The organism is Streptomyces sp. MBT53 (genome assembly GCF_016654115.1).
Lineage (GTDB): Bacteria > Actinomycetota > Actinomycetes > Streptomycetales > Streptomycetaceae > Streptomyces.
Window position 1 is genome coordinate 74,863 of sequence record NZ_JAEQAZ010000011.1, and the last position, 15,436, is coordinate 90,298.

Genomic DNA, 15,436 nt, shown 5'->3' on the forward strand with positions numbered 1-15,436 from the left:
TCGAAAAGGAAACTCACGACGGCAGCAGTTGGGGTTTCTTCTTCGCCGCCACGTCCTCCACCCAGCCGCACAGCACGATGAAGAGCGCGATGAGAATCCAGCCGATGCCGAACATGAACCACTGGCTCCCCAGCGGCAGCCACTTCTCGAAGGCGGGCACCTTCCAGAACTGGTCGGTCAGCGGCACCGCCAGCACGAGGGCGATCTCGTGCCAGAGATAGATCGTCACGGCCCGGGAGTTGAAGATCGTGACGACCCGGTCGAGGCGCTTGAAGCGGGTCAGCCAGGCGAAGTCGATGTTGAAGTAGGCCTTGGCCCACATCAGCAGCATGACGTAACCGGCGGACCAGTAGGTCTGGGCGAGCGGGCTCTCGTCCAGGTCGTAGGTGCCGCCTGCCTCGGCCTGGTGCGTGAAGGCGTACCAGCCGCCGAAGGCGATCGCGGCGACCGACAGGGTCACTACCAGGAAGGGCTTCAGCTTCTGGAGTACCCCGTCGCGGTGGGCGAAGCCCAGGATCCAGCAGAAGAGGTAGGTCGACAGGTCCCACAGGGCGTTGCCGAAGCGGTTGTCCGGCCCCGACCACACGAACTTCAGGACCACGATCGGCACCAGCGTCAGCAGCAGCACCGGGATCGGCGCCTTGCGGAAGATCCACAGCAGCGCCGGCGAGAGCAGCACGAACCACAGATACGTCCGCAGGTACCAGAGGATCTCCCAGGCCTGGAGCCCCCAGGCGTTGCCCGGCGGATCCCCGACCGGCACCACCCAGAAAACGATCTGCCAGCCCGGCATCCAGTCGTGGATCATCATCGCCACGACCACGAAGAAGCCCCAGAACCAGAACGGCGGCAGCAGCCTCCGCATCCGGCTCTTGACCACCTTGAACGCGGGCCGCTCCAGCGACTTCGCCATCAGCGTCCCGGCCAGCCCGAACATGATCCCCATCGAGGGGAACACCATCCCGCACCAGGCCCACCCGAAGGTGTGGTAGGTCACGACCCGGATCAGCGCGACGGCCCGCAGGGTGTCGAAGTACCGGTCCCGGCCCGCCGGTTTGGGCGCGGGCGTCGACTCGGGAGCCTCCTCGACCACCTCCTCGGCAACCGGCTCCGGCCCGGAGTCCGTCTCGGGCTCCGGCTCCACCTCCGGTTCCACAACGGGAAGAGGGGCCGTGGCGTACACCGGCTGCCCGTAGTCGACGTACTGCGGCGGCTGTTGCTGCTGGTACGGCTGCTGGGGTTGCTGCGGTTGCTGATACGGGTACGGCTGCTGCGGCTGGCCGTACGGCTGGGGCTGGCCGTAGCCGTCGTAGCCGTAAGGCTGTTGGGGGTACTGAGGTTGCTGGGGCTGTTGGGGCGGGCCGTACCCGCCCCCGTACCCCGGTTGCTGCTCCCAGGTCATCAGCTCGCCCCCGCCGGTGTGCCGACCTCGCCGGTGCGCTTGAGTTTCTGCCAGCGCAGCCGGCCGCCGGTCAGGGCGGTGATGGAGGAGTGGATGAGGACCAGGTACATCATCTGGCGGTAGGCCAGTTGCTGCAGCGGCATCATCAGCAGATAGCGGTACTTCTCCTTGTCCAGCCTGAACGCGTAGGCGGCGCACAGGAGTTGGATGCCGAGGACCGCGAACCACATCGCGAGGGACGCCCAGAAGTCGACGAAGATCATCGAGTAGACGGTGAACACGTCGATCAGCGGGGCGAAGACCGGCGTGATGATCTGGAAGATCACCACCAGGGGCATGCCGACCCGGCCGAAGCGGCCCGAAGGACCCTTGTCCGTAAGGGACTTGCGGTGCTTCCACAGGGCCTGCATGGTGCCGTAGGACCAGCGGTAGCGCTGCGACCAGAGCTGCTTCAGCGAAGCCGGGGCCTCGGTCCAGGCCTTGGCGTGCTCCTGGTAGACGACCCGCCAGCCCTCGCGGTGCATGGCGATGGTGATGTCCGTGTCCTCGGCGAGGGTGTCCTCGCTCATGCCGCCGACCTGGAGGACCGCCTCGCGGCGGAACGCGCCGATCGCGCCCGGGATGGTGGGCATGCAGCGCAGCAGGTCGTACATGCGGCGGTCGAGGTTGAAGCCCATCACGTACTCGATGTGCTGCCAGGCGCCGATGATCGTGTTGCGGTTGCCGACCTTGGCGTTGCCCGCGACCGCGCCCACCTCGGGGTCGGCGAAGGGCTGCACGAGCTGCCGTACGGTGTCGGGTTCGAAGACGGTGTCGCCGTCCATCATCACGACGATGTCGTAACTCGCGCTGCGGACACCGTTGTTGAGGGCGGCGGGCTTGCCGGCGTTCTCCTGGCGGATGACCCGGACGTTCGTCATGCCGAAGGAGCGGGCCGCCTCGCGGGCGATCTCGGAGGTGCCGTCCGAGGAGCCGTCGTCGACGACGATGACCTCGATCGGGTGGGTGCTCTTCGCCAGCGACTCAAGGGTGTTGGCGATGCACTCCTTCTCGTTGTACGCCGGGACGATCACCGTCACCGGCCGGGTGACCTCCGGCCCCCAGCTGAACCGGCGTTTGTTGCGCTGTCTGTAGTGGCGCCGGGCGAGGATCAGCATCATCCCGAACCGGCTCATCACGGCCACGCCCACGACCGTGAGGCCTGCCGCAAGTCCCGGCACCACCCACTCGGCGACCATGACGGCGTAGATGAGCGCCTTGCCCTCGTAGAGGGTCATGCCGGTGGCCTCGCGGTGGGCGCCCTGGAGGACCGACGTCCTGCGGGTGCCGTTCTGGGTGCCGCCCGTGCCGCCGACGGCCGAGCCGACCGTCTGGCCGCCGCCGGTGGCCGTGCCGCCGGGCGCTCCGGTGGGGGCCGCGGAGGGCTGCGCGCCCGCCTCGACCGTGCCGGTGCTCGTCCCGGCCGCGGCACCCGTGCCCGTGCCCGCGCCCGTACCCGTGCCGTTCGCCGCCCGCTCGGCGGAGGTGTTCTTGGCGATGGCGCCGCTCACGGTGGTGAACGTGTAGCCCTTCGCCTTCATCTTCTCGATGTACTGGGGCAGCGCCTCCATGGTCTGCGAGCGCACACCGCCGGCGTCGTGGAAGAGCACCGAGGAACCCGAAGTCCCGGACGGCGTCGCCCACTTGATGATCTTCGCGACCCCGGGCTGCTTCCAGTCGTCGCTGTCGGTGTCGACGAAGACGCTGGTGTAGCCGGAGGCGCCGAGCTTCTTGTAGACGGGGTAGCTGTAGTTGTCGATGGCGTCCGTCTCCGAGGAGTACGGCGCGCGGAACAGCGTGGTGGTGATGCCGGCCGCGCCCGCGAGCGCGAGCTGCGTCTGTTCCATCTCCCGCTTGATGCGGGCGTCGCTCTGGTAGGAGAGGTCGACGTGGGTGAAGGTGTGGATGCCCACCTCGTTGCCCTGCGCGACCATCTGCTTCACGATGCTCGGATAGCGCGAGACCATCGAGCCCACCAGGAAGAACGTGCCCGGCACGTCGTACTTCTGGAGGATCTTCAGGACCGTGGGCGTGTAGGTGGGGTTCGGGCCGTCGTCGAAGGTGAGGACGATGGTCTTCTTCGGGATGGTCTGCGTGACCGGCTTGCCGTTGCGGAAGGTCAGGATGGGGCCGCCGTTGAGCACCTTGTCGGGGACCTTGCTGGCGCTCGCGCCGTCCCGGACGCGCTGGTCGCCGCCGACTTCCGCGCGCAGGTAGCCGTCGAGCAGCATCACGCAGGTGAGGCCGAGGAGAAGCAGCAGGGCGAGGATCACTCGGGGCCGTTGGAGCGCGGCGGCCTTGCCGGCCGCGCGCTCCATCCGAGTGGGGGCGCGTCGGCGCCCACGCGAGGGAGTCGTCGTAGTCATGGCTTCGGTGGCGCTCCGGTCAGTGTGCGGTGGCTGAGGAGGACGGGGCCGCACTCGTGGGGGCACCCGAGGGGATGTCGGTCGGAGCGCCGGTCGGAACACCGGAGGGCGCTACGCCGCCTCTGCCACCGTTGGGGCCGTAGCCGCCCCCGGGGGCCGAACCGGCCTGGCCGCCGCCGAAGGGCAGCAGCGAGGAGGGGTTGATCGAGATGCCCCAGCCCATGAACGCCATGCCGAGTACGAACGCGTACCCGAGGCAGACGGTGCCCATGAGGAGGCCGATCCGGCGCAGCACCTTTGACCGGCGGCCGGAGTTGTCAACGAACACAGGGCCTTCTGCGGACCCGTTGCCGGCTTTGCGGCGGCGACCGCGCGCAGAGGCTTGGTTATCGATGGCGGACTCGGATTGCATTCCCCAGACATTAGGCCGCCTTTATGTGACCAAAACTCTGGTTCTCTTGTGAGCCCGCCAAGAAAAACGCGGCAACCTGTGCCTTTCCTTAGAGAACCCAGGAAATGCCTTATGAGCGGCCGGTGTCAGTAGTGTCCTCAATCTTCCGCTTCGTCGCCCGACTTGACCGATTCGAGCAACGGTACCCGTGGGTTTCCTATGTTTTATCTGTCTTCGTAAGACACAGCCCCATGTGCTTCATTTAGGCTGCGGAAACCGACTCTGTTTCCATCCTGAGACAGAAATCACCGTCCCCACGCGGAAAGGGTGCATGCTCAATGAGGAGTTTCCTGAAACCGGCGGCCGGGCTCACCTGCTTGTTTGCCCTGACGGTCACCGGCTGCTCCTCCAGCTCCGGTGACTCGTCGGATGCGGCACCCAAAGCCACGGAGAAGGCCGAGACCACCCCCACCGAAAGCGCCTCTCCGACGCCCTCGGCTTCTTCGTCGAGCACGTCCTACGCCCCGTACGTCAGCGTCACCACCGCATCCGACATGGACAGTTCGGGGTCGCCGACGACGTACAACCTCGCCTTCGCGATCGCCTCCGGCAGCAGTTGCACACCGAAGTGGAACGGTACGACCGCGATCGACAACGCGGCCGTGAAATCCAGGATCGCGGCGCTCAAGACGTCCGGCGCGACCGTACGCGTCTCCTTCGGCGGGGCGTCCGGGAAGGAACTGGCCGAGACCTGCACGAGTGTCACCGCGCTCGCGAAGGCCTACGGCGAGGCGCTGGACGCGGCCGGCTCCACCCAGGCCGACTTCGACATCGAGGGCGACACGCTCACCGACTCGGCGTCGGTCGCCCTGCGTTCGAAGGCGATAGCCGTGCTCCAGAAGGAACGCACCGACCTCAAGGTGTCCTTCACGCTGCCCGTGATGCCGTCCGGGCTCGACTCCGACAGCCTGGCGCTGCTGGAGTCCGCGAACGACAACGCGGTCCAGGTCTCCACGGTCAACATCATGACGATGAACTACGGCGAGTCGTACACCGGGGACATGGGCGACTACGCGATCACGTCGGCCACGGCCACGCACACCCAGTTGAAGAAGGTGTTCGGGTTGTCGGACGCGGGGGCGTGGCAGGGGATGGCGCTGACCTCGATGGCCGGCGTCAACGACGTGTCGGGGGAGACGTTTTCGCTCTCGGACGCGGCTCAGGTGCGGAAGTTCGCCGAGGAGAAGGAGGTCGCGTGGGTGTCGATGTGGTCGACGTTCAGGGATCAGCAGTGTGAGAGCGGGAGTTCGGATGACGACGCCGCTACCGATTGCAGTGGGGTGACGCAGGCTTCGGGGGCGTTCGGGGAAGCGTTTGCGGGGTGACGGGTGCGTTGCCGGGTGGCGGTGCGTTGTGGCTGAGCGCGCCCACGCGGCGGAGCCGCAAATGTCACAGCCCCGCGCCCCTATTTAACTCACCGGCGTCTGTGAAGTAGCCGCCCCGCGCACACCGTTGCGATGCACTCGCCGTTCTCGTCGAATACGGCCAGGTCGGCTCGGCCCTCGTCGGCGGCTGTCGGGTGGGGGAGGATCTGGACGTCGTTCCGGTGCGCCGCCGAACGGAGTTCGGGTGAGTCGACGTACTGCTCCAGGACGGCCGTCGCGCCCGACTTGAGGACGGCGTGGATCCGCTCCCGTGGGCTCGGGGCGTCCGGGAGAGGGCCCTCGTGGATGCGGGCGGGCCCCAGCGCACCGGGCCAACTCCGCACCCGTGCAACGGGAAAGCGCTGCTTGAGTTCCAACAGCGTCCCCGTACCCGCGATCCGGGCGCCCTCGACCGCGACGGCCCCGCCCTCGTCCGCTGTGTGAATCGTCAGCACAGCAGCCCTAGTTGGCGGACAGGAGCTTCAACTCGGGGTGGGCCGTGCCGCCTTCGATCGCCGTGGACGAGATGTGGGACATGACCCGCTCGTCGACGGGGTCGTTCGCCGGGTCGTCGTGGACGACGATGTGCTCGTAGGTGGTGGTCCGCTGGGCCGGGACGCGGCCCGCCTTGCGGATCAGGTCGATGATCTCCAGGCGGTTGGAGCGGTGCTTGGCGCCGGCCGAGGAGACGACGTTCTCCTCCAGCATGATCGAGCCGAGGTCGTCCGCGCCGTAGTGCAGGGAGAGTTGGCCGACCTCCTTGCCGGTGGTGAGCCAACTGCCCTGGATGTGGGCGATGTTGTCCATGAAGAGCCGGGCGATGGCGATCATCCGCAGGTACTCGAAGAGCGTGGCCTGCGTGCGGCCCTTCAGGTGGTTGTTCTCGGGCTGGTACGTGTACGGGATGAAGGCCCGGAAGCCGCCCGTCCGGTCCTGCACGTCGCGGATCATCCGCAGGTGCTCGATGCGCTCGGCGTTGGTCTCGCCGGTGCCCATGAGCATGGTCGACGTGGACTCGACGCCCAGGTTGTGCGCCGCCTCCATGATCTCCAGCCAGCGCTCGCCGGACTCCTTGAGGGGCGCGATGGCCTTGCGGGGGCGGGCGGGGAGCAGTTCCGCACCCGCGCCGGCGAAGGAGTCGAGACCCGCCGTGTGGATGCGCGAGATGGCCTCCTCGACGGAGACCTTCGAGATACGGGCCATGTGCTCGACCTCGGACGCGCCGAGGGAGTGGATGACCAGCTGGGGGTACGCGGCCTTGATCGCGGCGAAGTGCTTCTCGTAGTACTCGACGCCGAAGTCCGGGTGGTGTCCGCCCTGGAACATGATCTGCGTGCCGCCGAGTTCGACGGTCTCCGCGCAGCGGCGCAGGATGTCGTCGAGGTCACGCGTCCAGCCCTTGGCGGTGTCCTTGGGCGCGGCGTAGAAGGCGCAGAACTTGCACGCCGTGACGCACACGTTCGTGTAGTTGATGTTCCGCTCGATGATGTACGTCGCGATGTGCTCCGTACCCGCGTACCGCCGCTTGCGTACGGCGTCGGCGGCGGCGCCGAGGGCGTGCAGCGGGGCGTCGCGGTAGAGGTCGAGCGCCTCTTCGGGGGTGATGCGCCCGCCCTCGGCGGCACGGTCGAGGACGGACTGGAGCTCGGCCTTCTCGGTCACCGGGAGGGTCCCTTTCGTCAAGGGTTGCGGACGGACCTTGCCAGCCTACGCCAGCGGTATCGACACCCCGCCCGCAGGCCGCGCGCATCCCGGTCTCAGGCCGTGTACGCCCCGACCAGCAGCCCGAGGAACGCGCCCACGAGCAGAAACGGGCCGAAACGGACGTCGGCCCGCCGTCGCCCGCCGGGGACCGCCCCGTACACCGCCCGCAGCAGGAACCCCGCGAACGCGCCCAGCACCAGCGTCGGCCACCCGTACCACCCGAGGACGACACCCGCGCCGACCGCGAGTCTCACCTCCCCGGTGCCCAGGCCACCGCCGCCGGGGTCGAGGCGGGACAGCGCGTAGTACCCGGCGCCGCATGCGAGCGCCCCGCGCAGTGCGGTCGTCCAGTGACCGGCGTGCTCGGGCAGGACTGCGGCGACACCGAGGAGGGCGAGGGCGACACCGGCGGCGGGGAGTGCCAGGGCGGTTACGGTGGGCAGGAGCGCGAGCGGCGCGAGCAGCAGCCAGACCGCCAACTCGGGTCTGATCCCGGTGGCGACGGCGAGGGCGACGCACACCAGGACCACGAGGAGCGCGGTACCGGCGCCGCGCCGCCCGGCCCGCGCGACCACCGCGCCCGCACCGGCGCCCCACACTCCCGCGAGGGCGATGAGCAGATGGTCGTAGTCCATGGGGCGGCTACCCGACCTTGGACAGCCGGGCGGTCGGGGAGCCCTCGGCGGAGCTGTCCGACGCGTAGGTGAGGTCGTCGCCGGTGGGGGTGAGGGTGACCGTGTGGGCGGCCTGGTTGCACACGTCCCGGTTGGTCTTCGCGCCCGCGGCACTCGCGACGAGCCGGGTCTTGGTCACCTGCTTGAGGGTCAGTACGTCGTCGCAGACACCGCCGAGCTGGTCGGTCTGGCGGAGGACGCCCAGTTGCTGGCCGACGCTCGCCTTGGCGACCGTGAGCCGGAAGGTCCCGTCCGGGAGGGTGCCGCCGAGCGCGGTGCCCTGGCCCTCCCACGTGCCGAGGTAGGCGGCGGGGACGGACTGCAGCGGGGTGGGCACGGGTGAACTCGGGCCGCCGCTCGGCTCCTTGCTGGACGCGGTGCTCGCCGCGCCGCTCGGCACGCTGCTGGCCGCGCTGCCCGGCCCGCCGGTCGAGGTCGCGGTGGGGGCCGAGCCGGCGGAGTTGTCCGTGCCGCTGTCGCCCGGCAGCATCCGGTACAGGAAGACCGACCCCACGGTCACCGCCGCGAGCGCCCCGGCGACGGCGAGAGCGAGGGTGCAACTGACCCTGCGCCCACGGCCGTCGGCTCCGGGAGCGGCCGTGGCGGCAAGGGAGACGGAGACCTTCCCCGGGCGACGACCGGAGTCCGGGGGAAGCGTTTCGTGCGGGGGCGCGTCACGGGGTTCGGGCACGGCGAAGGGCGGCACGGTGGCCGCGGCCATCGGCATCACCGGCGCCGGCCCGAACGCACCCGCCCCGCCACCGCCGACCGAAGGACTGCTGAACCCCACCGGCGCCGAGGGCATCCCCTCGGCCACCCCCGCCGCCTCAAGGTTCAGCAGCTGTACGGCACTTCGGCTGACCTGCTCGACCAGCGCCCCCGGCAGCCAGCCACCGGCGACCAGTCGGGCGGCACCTTCGGGAGCGAGCCGCCGGGACACCTCGCCCGGACTCGGCCGCGAGGCGGGGTCCTTGGCGAGACAGGCCATGGCCAGCTCCCGCAACTCGCCGCCCAGATCCCCCAGTTCGGGTTCCTCGTGGACGACCTTGTAGAGCAGCGCGGCCGAGGAGTCGCCGGGGAAGGGCGACTCGCCCGTGGCCGCGTAGACCAGCACGGCACCCAGGGAGAAGACGTCGGACGCGCCCGTCGCGCCCTTCCCGAGGATCTGCTCGGGGGCCATGTAGCCGGGCGAGCCGACGGAGACGCCGGTGGAGGTGAGGGAGGCGGTGCCGTCCGTGGCGCGAGCGATCCCGAAGTCGATGAGGAGGGGGCCGTCGAGAGTGAGGAGCACGTTGGACGGTTTCACGTCCCGGTGCACGAGCCCCAGTTCGTGGACGGCCGTCAGCGCCTCGGCGAGCCCCGCGCCCAGGGCCCGTACGGTAGCGGTGGGCAGTGGCCCGCCGTCCGTGACGGCGGCGGAGAGGGAGGGCCCGGCAGCGTAGGCCGTGGCCACCCACGGCACGGAAGCCTCGGGGTCCGCGTCCAGCACAGGGGCCGTCCAGGCGCCGCCCACCCGGCGCGCGGCGTCGACCTCGCGGCGGAAGCGGGCGCGGAACTCCTCGTCGAGCGCGAAGTGCGGATGCACGATCTTGACCGCGACCGTACGACCGCCCGCGCTGCGCCCGAGATAGACGCGGCCCATCCCGCCGGCGCCGAGCCGGCCGAGCAGCCGGTAGGGCCCCACGACCGTGGGTTCGTCGCTGCCGAGCGGTTGCATGCCGTCCACCCCTCCCCCGTACGACTTCCAGCAGGGTAGTGCGCCGCGCCCCTCCGGTTGCTACGGCTGGAGGAGATCCACCTTCAGTTCGGCGGGGAAGCCGTCCGCCGTTCCCAGCCGGCGGGAGAACTCGGTGACCGCGGCCAGTTGGGGTGCGCCGAAGCTGAAGTCGAGGGTGGTGAAGTACCGCTCCAGGACCTCCGCGTCGAAGTCCTCCCAGCGGGCGGCCTGTTCGGCGACCTTGCCGACCTCTTCGAGGGAGAGGTTGCGGGAGGCGAGGAAGGCCTCGTGGACCTTGCGGGTGATCTCCGGCTCGCGCTCCAGGTACTCGCGGCGGGCGGCCCAGACGGCGAAGACGAACGGCAGCCCGGTCCACTCCTTCCAGAGCGCGCCGAGGTCGTGCACCTCCAGCCCGAAGCGGGGGCCGTCGACCATGTAGGCGCGCAGGGCCGCGTCGCCGATGAGCACGGCCGCGTCGGCCTCCTGCATCATCAGGCTCAGGTCGGGCGGGCACGTGTAGTAGTCGGGCCGGACGCCGAAGCGGTCGGCGAGGAGCAGCCGGGCGAGCCGGACGGAGGACCGCGAGGTCGAGCCCAGGGCGACCCGGCGGCCGTCCAGCTGGTCCAGCGGGACCTGCGAGACGATCACGCAGGACATCACCGGGCCGTCGCAGCCGACGGCGATGTCCGGGAAGACGACCAGGTCGTCGGCGTTCTTGAGGAACTCGGCGGTGGCGATGGGCCCGATGTCGAGGTCGCCCCGCACCAGCATCTCGTTGAGCTGGTCCGGGGTGTCCTTCGTCAGCTCGATGTCGAGGAGCGTGCCCGTCCTCGCGAGCCCCCAGTACAGGGGGAGGCAGTTCAGGAACTGGATGTGGCCGACGCGCGGCCGGGTGCGAGAATTGTCCACAACGTGAGGCTAGACCTCATGAGGTACGCTCCATACTTCGGCCCCACAGTCAAGCCTCTGGCGATCTTCAAACGTCCGGGTGATGTGATCTTGGCCTCTATTGCTTTCGGCTGCCCACATGCTAGGCTCGCCGCCAAGTTGCAGTTTGGTTTCCCTTGCAGTACAGAGCCTGCGGAGCATGTAACCGCAGGCTCTAGTCGTTTTCAGACGTATGCAGTAGTGCGGGACTTGTTTTCACACTTGCAGGGTTCTGGAGCAGGGCAACCCTTTGGGCCCAAGGAGGGCTTATGGCTACCGGAACCGTGAAGTGGTTCAACGCCGAAAAGGGCTTTGGCTTCATCGCCCAAGAAGGCGGCGGCCCCGACGTCTTCGTTCACTACTCCGCGATCAACGCGAGCGGCTTCCGTTCGCTGGAGGAGAACCAGCAGGTCTCCTTCGACGTGACCCAGGGTCCGAAGGGCCCGCAGGCGGAGAACGTCACCCCCGTCTGAGTCGCACGATCGTAGTTATTCGGTCTCGGAGCCTGGTGCTTTGATCCGGAACAGATAGCAGTACCCAAGGAGCCCCGCGCCGTAAGGCGACGGGGCTCCTGCCTTTCCCCGCCCGGGCCTCAGAGATGCTGCATGACCAGCACGAACATGGTCCCGGCCGCCAACGCCTCGTAGGTGTGCGGCACATCACCCCGGTACGCCATGTAGTCCCCGGGCCCCAGCTCCACCGCCCCCTCACCCGGACCGGCCTTCACCCGCCCCGCGCTGACGACGATGTGCTCCACCGTCCCCGGGATGTGCGGCTCGGAGTCCCGCACGGTCCCCGGCTCCAGCCACACGTAGTAGATGTCCCGCCGCGCCCCCGGCGGGCTCGCCGAGAGCAGCGTGGCCGTGTAGCTGGACTGATCGGAGTGGACCGTCGGCCCCTCCCCCGCCCGGATGACCTGCACGGACGGCGTCGGCGGCTCCACCAGCACGCTGAACGGCACCCCGAGCGCGACCGCCAGCGCCCAGATCGTCTCCATGCTCGGATTCCCGCCGGCCGCCTCCAGCTGCGACAGCGTGGACTTCGCGATACCGGCCCGCTTGGCCAGCTCGGAGAGGGAGAGCCCGACGCGGGTGCGTTCCCGCCGGAGCGCGGCGGCGATCCAGTCCAGGGGAAGCCGGGCCGGCACGTCGGAGATATCGGACGTCACGTTCGCTCCATGTTCACTCGCGTTCGCTCCATCGGTACGAACGTTCGCCTTGACGAACGAAGTCCCTGCTGTTCATTGTAGAGAACATGCGTACGGCAGAGCGAACACCCTCTCTCGCGGTGCTCCCGGAAATGGTCCGGGACGCCTCCCTCATCTGGCTGGCCGGCGGCATCGTGGGCGTCTCCTTCGGCGCGATCGCGGTGGCCGGCGGCCTGCCGGTCTGGGTCCCGGTGGCCATGTCGCTGCTCGTCTACGCGGGCTCGGCCCAGTTCAGCGCGGTCGGTGTACTCCTCGCCGGCGGCGGCCCGCTCGCCGCGACGGCCACCGGCCTGCTCCTCAACACCCGCACGGCGGCCTACAGCCTGGCCGTGGCGGACATCCTGGGCACGGGCCGCCTCGCCCGCCTGACCGGCGCGCACCTCGTGACCGACGAAACGGTGGCCTTCGCCCTCGCCCAACAGGATCCGCTACGGCGCCGGACCGCGTTCTGGGTCTCCGGGCTCGGCCTGTTCGCTGCCTGGAACGCCGGGGTGCTGATCGGGGCGCTCGCCGGAGGCGCACTCGGCGACACCGACACCTACGGCCTGGACGCGGCCTTCCCCGCCGTCCTGGTCGCGCTCACGCTGCCCGCGGTACGGAAGGACGCGCGGGTACGGCGGTCCGCGCTGCTCGGTGCGGTCGTCGCGGTCGCGGTGACGGTGACGCCGGGCGTTCCGGCGGGCGTGCCGGTGCTGCTGGCCCTGGTGGGACTCGTCCTGTACCGGCGAGGGGCGACGGCATGAGCCCGACGGTGGCCGTGATCCTGGCGCTGGCGGTCGGGACGTACGCCTTCCGGCTGGTCGGACCGGTGCTGCACGGGCGGGTCGAACTCTCCGCCCGCGTACAAGAGTTGCTGTCCGCCGGAGCGGTGGTCCTGCTGGTCGCGCTGCTGGCGACCGGGGCGCTGACGGAGGGCGGCGGCTTCGCGGGGTGGGCCCGCCCGGCCGGGGTCCTGGTCGGGGGTGTGCTGGCGTGGCGCAGGGCGCCGTTCGTGGTGGTGGTGCTGGCGGCGGCCGGGGCGACGGCGGCACTCCGGTTGGCCGGGGTGGCCTGAACCGGGCTGCGCGGACCGGGAGTTGTCAGTGGGCGTAGGTAAGGTCCCCGCCCATGACATCCACACCCTCGACGCCATCCGCACCCTCGACGCCATCGACGCCATCCGCCGAAGCCGCCTTCGTGACCACCACCCGGACCTTCTACGACGCGGTCGCCGAGGACTACGCCGAGATGTTCGCCGGAGAACGCACCGGGCCGCGGGACGGCACCGTTCTGGCCGACTTCGCCGAGCTGGTGAACCGCGGTGGAGGCGGAGCGGTGGCCGACCTGGGCTGCGGACCGGGCCGTACGACCGCGTACCTCGCCTCCCTCGGCCTGGACGTCCTCGGCCTCGACCTGTCCGGTCCGATGCTCGCGATCGCCCGCCGCGAGAACCCGGACCTGACCTTCCGGCAGGGCTCGATGCTGCAGCTGGACATCCCCGACGGGGCACTCGCGGGGGCCGTCTCCTGGTACTCGTCCATCCACACGCCGGTGGACCAACTCCCGTCCCTCTTCACGGAGTTCCACCGCGTCCTGGCACCCGGCGGCTACCTCCTGATCGCCTTCCAGGCCGGCGACCAACCCCTCACCCTCGACCGCCCCTTCGGCCACCCGGTCCGCCTGGACTTCGAACGGCGGCGACCGGAGGCGATGGCCGAGCTGCTGGAGGCGGCGGGATTCACGCTGCGCTCACGGACCGTACGGGAGGCGAACACCGAGCTCGGCGAGTCGTCACCGCAGGCGTTTCTGACCGCCACCCGCAAGGCTGCGGCTGTGCTCTAGGGCCCGGCGGGCGCCGACCTCGCTGGGGTATACACGGACGGCGAAGACGGCGATCACCGTGCCGACGCACCACGCGAAGAGCGCCGGCACGACGGGGAGCACGAGCAGCGCGGGGAGGAACAGGGCACGGCCCAGGTTCTGGCCGCGTTGCGTCCCGTACCGCTTCTCGATCCAGGCCTGCTTGGGAGTCGGCGGGTCGAGCATCTTCTCGCGGATGGCCCGGTGCTGTTTCACCCAGGCCCACACCAGGGCCACACAGGACGCGGCGATCTGCGTCCAGTCCCACAACACGCGTGGGAGCGGGGGCAGGTGGACGCGGAACGACTGGTACAGCTCGACGACGACACCGCACATCATGGCCATCAGCACGAACCAGAGCAGCGCGCCGGAGGCCCGGCGCAGCCAGTAGCCCGCGCCGCGCCTGTACCAGGTTCTGCCGAGCCCGGGGATCTTCGGAACGTCGGAGGGGATCATGTTGCGGACGGGTGCTCCTGCAGCCAGCGGCGGGCGCCGACCTCGCTCGGGTATTCGCGGACGGTGAGCATGCCGGCACACCAGCCGACGGCCCACGCGGCGAGCGCCGGCAGGACGGGGGCCGCGACGATCACTCCCAGGCGGCCCGCGAGTGCCAGGCCCGTGGAACGGCGGGTCTCGTCGCGCTTACGGCTGCGGAACTCGCCGGGAGCCGGCGGGTCCTGGAGGTCCCTGCGACAGCTCCGGCGCTGCACCACCCAACCCCAGATCGGCGCCCCGCACGAAGCGATCACCTGCGCCCAGTCCCACACCGTGCGCACGCTCGGCGGCAGCACGGTCCGGAAGCCCCGGTAGAGGCTGACCGCGGCGAAGCACAGGAAGGCCATGACGATCAACAGGAGTACGGCCGTACGCACCCGGCGGAGCCAGTAGCGCGTCCCCCGCTCGTACCAAGTGGTGCCGAGTCCGGGAAGCTTGGGGATGTCGGAGGGGATCATGTTCCGGAGGGATGCTCCTGGAGCCAGCGGCGGGCGCCGACTTCGCTGGGGTATTCGCGGACGGTGGTCCAGGCGGCGAGCCAGCCGACGAGATACGCGGCGAAGGCCGGCATGACGGGTGCGGCCAGGGCGATGAGCACCCGCCCGCCCGCGGCGCCGAAGCCGGCCGACCTGCCGGCCTGCCGGTTGTGGTCGCGCTTGGCGATCCAGGTCTGCTTCGGACTGGGCGGGTCCAGGAGGGCCTGTCGATGTCCCCGGCGCTGCTTGATCCAGCCCCAGACGAGGGCCGCGCAGGCCGCGATCGCCTGCACGCAGTCGCACACCGTGCGCACGGTGGGCGGCATCTCGTCCCGGAAGCCCGAGTAGAGGGCCAGCGAGAAGAAGGAGATCCCCGCCATCAGGATGAGGAGGAACAGCGTCGTGCGGGTCCGGCACAGCCAGTAGAGCGCGCCGCGCTTGTACCAGGTCCTGCCGAGCTTCGGCAGTTTCGGAATCTCCACGGGGGCCCCGGCGGCGGTGACCTCAGAAGATGCTTTTGACACCGTGCCACACGTCCTTCGTCAGTCGTTTCGCATCGTCCCAGGTCTCCGTGCCGACATGGCCGGCACCGGTGAGCACACCGCCGACCACGCCGTGGTCATGGATGTCCTCGCTCCAGTGCTCGTGGACGGCGTGGTCAAGGACGCTGGTCGCGAGGATCGTCGCACCGACCCCGACGACCGCCACCGCAACCGCCCCTTCGACAGGGGCCGCCATCACCACCAGCGTCCTTGACCACGCCGTCCACGAGCAC

At 69.7% G+C, this 15,436-nt stretch carries 17 protein-coding genes and 1 pseudogene; 5 read left to right on the forward strand and 13 right to left on the reverse strand.

Translation table 11 applies throughout. From position 1 onward, the window contains the following. Window positions 1-13: 13 nt before the first annotated feature. The 3 genes from JHN45_RS06625 to JHN45_RS06635 are packed head-to-tail and all read right to left on the reverse strand — an operon-like array spanning window position 14 to window position 4,135. Entirely contained in the window at window positions 14-1,402 is a 1,389-nt protein-coding gene (locus tag JHN45_RS06625; RefSeq protein WP_201048356.1) for an acyltransferase, read from the reverse strand. Further along, window positions 1,402-3,807, reverse strand: coding sequence for a bifunctional polysaccharide deacetylase/glycosyltransferase family 2 protein (locus tag JHN45_RS06630; protein ID WP_201048357.1), 2,406 nt, complete (start codon window positions 3,805-3,807; stop codon window positions 1,402-1,404). The genes JHN45_RS06625 and JHN45_RS06630 overlap by 1 nt, the downstream gene beginning before the upstream one ends. A gap of 19 nt (window positions 3,808-3,826) precedes the next feature. Beyond that, window positions 3,827-4,135: a hypothetical protein gene (locus tag JHN45_RS06635; protein WP_200711439.1), complete on the reverse strand. Its 309-nt coding sequence runs from the start codon at window positions 4,133-4,135 to the stop codon at window positions 3,827-3,829. 401 nt (window positions 4,136-4,536) lie between these two features. Between JHN45_RS06635 and JHN45_RS06640 the strand changes: the two genes are divergently transcribed. Beyond that, entirely contained in the window at window positions 4,537-5,583 is a 1,047-nt protein-coding gene (locus tag JHN45_RS06640; protein WP_201048358.1) for a chitinase, read from the forward strand. A gap of 89 nt (window positions 5,584-5,672) precedes the next feature. Here the strand turns inward: JHN45_RS06640 and JHN45_RS06645 are convergent, their stop codons facing one another. The 5 genes from JHN45_RS06645 to JHN45_RS06665 form a co-directional block, all read right to left on the reverse strand. Next, entirely contained in the window at window positions 5,673-6,077 is a 405-nt protein-coding gene (locus JHN45_RS06645) for a hypothetical protein (protein ID WP_201048359.1), read from the reverse strand. A 7-nt stretch (window positions 6,078-6,084) separates the two neighbouring features. Beyond that, entirely contained in the window at window positions 6,085-7,284 is a 1,200-nt protein-coding gene (mqnC, locus tag JHN45_RS06650) for a cyclic dehypoxanthinyl futalosine synthase (RefSeq protein ID WP_201048360.1), read from the reverse strand. A 95-nt stretch (window positions 7,285-7,379) separates the two neighbouring features. Further along, complete coding sequence (locus tag JHN45_RS06655) at window positions 7,380-7,961, reverse strand: hypothetical protein (protein ID WP_200711443.1); 582 nt, start codon at window positions 7,959-7,961, stop codon at window positions 7,380-7,382. A 7-nt stretch (window positions 7,962-7,968) separates the two neighbouring features. Next, window positions 7,969-9,717 carry a serine/threonine-protein kinase gene (locus tag JHN45_RS06660; RefSeq protein WP_201048361.1) on the reverse strand — a complete coding sequence of 583 codons (1,749 nt, stop codon included), beginning with the start codon at window positions 9,715-9,717 and terminating at the stop codon, window positions 7,969-7,971. Between the two features lie 60 nt (window positions 9,718-9,777). Beyond that, on the reverse strand, window positions 9,778-10,626 hold the full coding sequence (locus JHN45_RS06665; RefSeq protein ID WP_200711445.1) for a menaquinone biosynthetic enzyme MqnA/MqnD family protein: 849 nt from the start codon (window positions 10,624-10,626) through the stop codon (window positions 9,778-9,780). Window positions 10,627-10,913: 287 nt separating this feature from the next. On the opposite strand from JHN45_RS06665, the gene JHN45_RS06670 reads away from it, so the two are divergent. Continuing rightward, a complete protein-coding gene (locus tag JHN45_RS06670; protein ID WP_003992177.1) occupies window positions 10,914-11,117 on the forward strand; it encodes a cold-shock protein in 204 nt (67 codons plus the stop codon). 119 nt (window positions 11,118-11,236) lie between these two features. Here the strand turns inward: JHN45_RS06670 and JHN45_RS06675 are convergent, their stop codons facing one another. Beyond that, window positions 11,237-11,812 (reverse strand): helix-turn-helix domain-containing protein, encoded by a 576-nt coding sequence (locus JHN45_RS06675; RefSeq protein ID WP_374195594.1) that lies wholly within the window; start codon window positions 11,810-11,812, stop codon window positions 11,237-11,239. Between the two features lie 86 nt (window positions 11,813-11,898). Here JHN45_RS06675 and JHN45_RS06680 point away from each other — a divergent pair, with 86 nt between their 5' ends. The 3 genes from JHN45_RS06680 to JHN45_RS06690 all read left to right on the forward strand — a co-directional run bounded on the left by JHN45_RS06680 (window position 11,899) and on the right by JHN45_RS06690 (window position 13,672). Beyond that, window positions 11,899-12,594 (forward strand): AzlC family ABC transporter permease, encoded by a 696-nt coding sequence (locus JHN45_RS06680; protein WP_201048362.1) that lies wholly within the window; start codon window positions 11,899-11,901, stop codon window positions 12,592-12,594. Then, entirely contained in the window at window positions 12,591-12,905 is a 315-nt protein-coding gene (locus JHN45_RS06685; protein WP_201048363.1) for an AzlD domain-containing protein, read from the forward strand. Before JHN45_RS06680 ends, JHN45_RS06685 begins: the two co-directional genes overlap by 4 nt. A 122-nt stretch (window positions 12,906-13,027) precedes the next feature. Continuing rightward, complete coding sequence (locus JHN45_RS06690) at window positions 13,028-13,672, forward strand: class I SAM-dependent methyltransferase (protein ID WP_307783046.1); 645 nt, start codon at window positions 13,028-13,030, stop codon at window positions 13,670-13,672. On the opposite strand, the gene JHN45_RS06695 is transcribed toward JHN45_RS06690, so the two are convergent. The 4 genes and pseudogenes from JHN45_RS06695 to JHN45_RS06710 form a co-directional block, all read right to left on the reverse strand. Then, the gene (locus JHN45_RS06695) at window positions 13,622-14,146 is read right to left on the reverse strand and encodes a hypothetical protein (protein WP_236583430.1); all 525 of its coding nucleotides are present in this window, start codon (window positions 14,144-14,146) and stop codon (window positions 13,622-13,624) included. The genes JHN45_RS06690 and JHN45_RS06695 overlap by 51 nt on opposite strands. Next, window positions 14,143-14,643, reverse strand: coding sequence for a hypothetical protein (locus JHN45_RS06700; protein ID WP_201048365.1), 501 nt, complete (start codon window positions 14,641-14,643; stop codon window positions 14,143-14,145). The genes JHN45_RS06695 and JHN45_RS06700 overlap by 4 nt, the downstream gene beginning before the upstream one ends. After that, a complete protein-coding gene (locus JHN45_RS06705; protein WP_201048366.1) occupies window positions 14,640-15,143 on the reverse strand; it encodes a hypothetical protein in 504 nt (167 codons plus the stop codon). Before JHN45_RS06705 ends, JHN45_RS06700 begins: the two co-directional genes overlap by 4 nt. A gap of 22 nt (window positions 15,144-15,165) precedes the next feature. After that, window positions 15,166-15,436: pseudogene (locus JHN45_RS06710) on the reverse strand (hypothetical protein); the annotation flags it as partial.

Coding starts and splice junctions, on each gene's coding strand:
- JHN45_RS06685 (WP_201048363.1), top strand. CDS start 12,591: ATGAGCCCGACGGTGGCCGTGATCCTGGCGCTGGCGGTCGGGACGTAC.
- JHN45_RS06680 (WP_201048362.1), top strand. CDS start 11,899: ATGCGTACGGCAGAGCGAACACCCTCTCTCGCGGTGCTCCCGGAAATG.
- JHN45_RS06625 (WP_201048356.1), bottom strand. CDS start 1,402: ATGACCTGGGAGCAGCAACCGGGGTACGGGGGCGGGTACGGCCCGCCC.
- JHN45_RS06655 (WP_200711443.1), bottom strand. CDS start 7,961: ATGGACTACGACCATCTGCTCATCGCCCTCGCGGGAGTGTGGGGCGCC.
- JHN45_RS06660 (WP_201048361.1), bottom strand. CDS start 9,717: ATGCAACCGCTCGGCAGCGACGAACCCACGGTCGTGGGGCCCTACCGG.
- JHN45_RS06695 (WP_236583430.1), bottom strand. CDS start 14,146: ATGATCCCCTCCGACGTTCCGAAGATCCCCGGGCTCGGCAGAACCTGG.
- JHN45_RS06670 (WP_003992177.1), top strand. CDS start 10,914: ATGGCTACCGGAACCGTGAAGTGGTTCAACGCCGAAAAGGGCTTTGGC.
- JHN45_RS06640 (WP_201048358.1), top strand. CDS start 4,537: ATGAGGAGTTTCCTGAAACCGGCGGCCGGGCTCACCTGCTTGTTTGCC.
- JHN45_RS06700 (WP_201048365.1), bottom strand. CDS start 14,643: ATGATCCCCTCCGACATCCCCAAGCTTCCCGGACTCGGCACCACTTGG.
- JHN45_RS06630 (WP_201048357.1), bottom strand. CDS start 3,807: ATGACTACGACGACTCCCTCGCGTGGGCGCCGACGCGCCCCCACTCGG.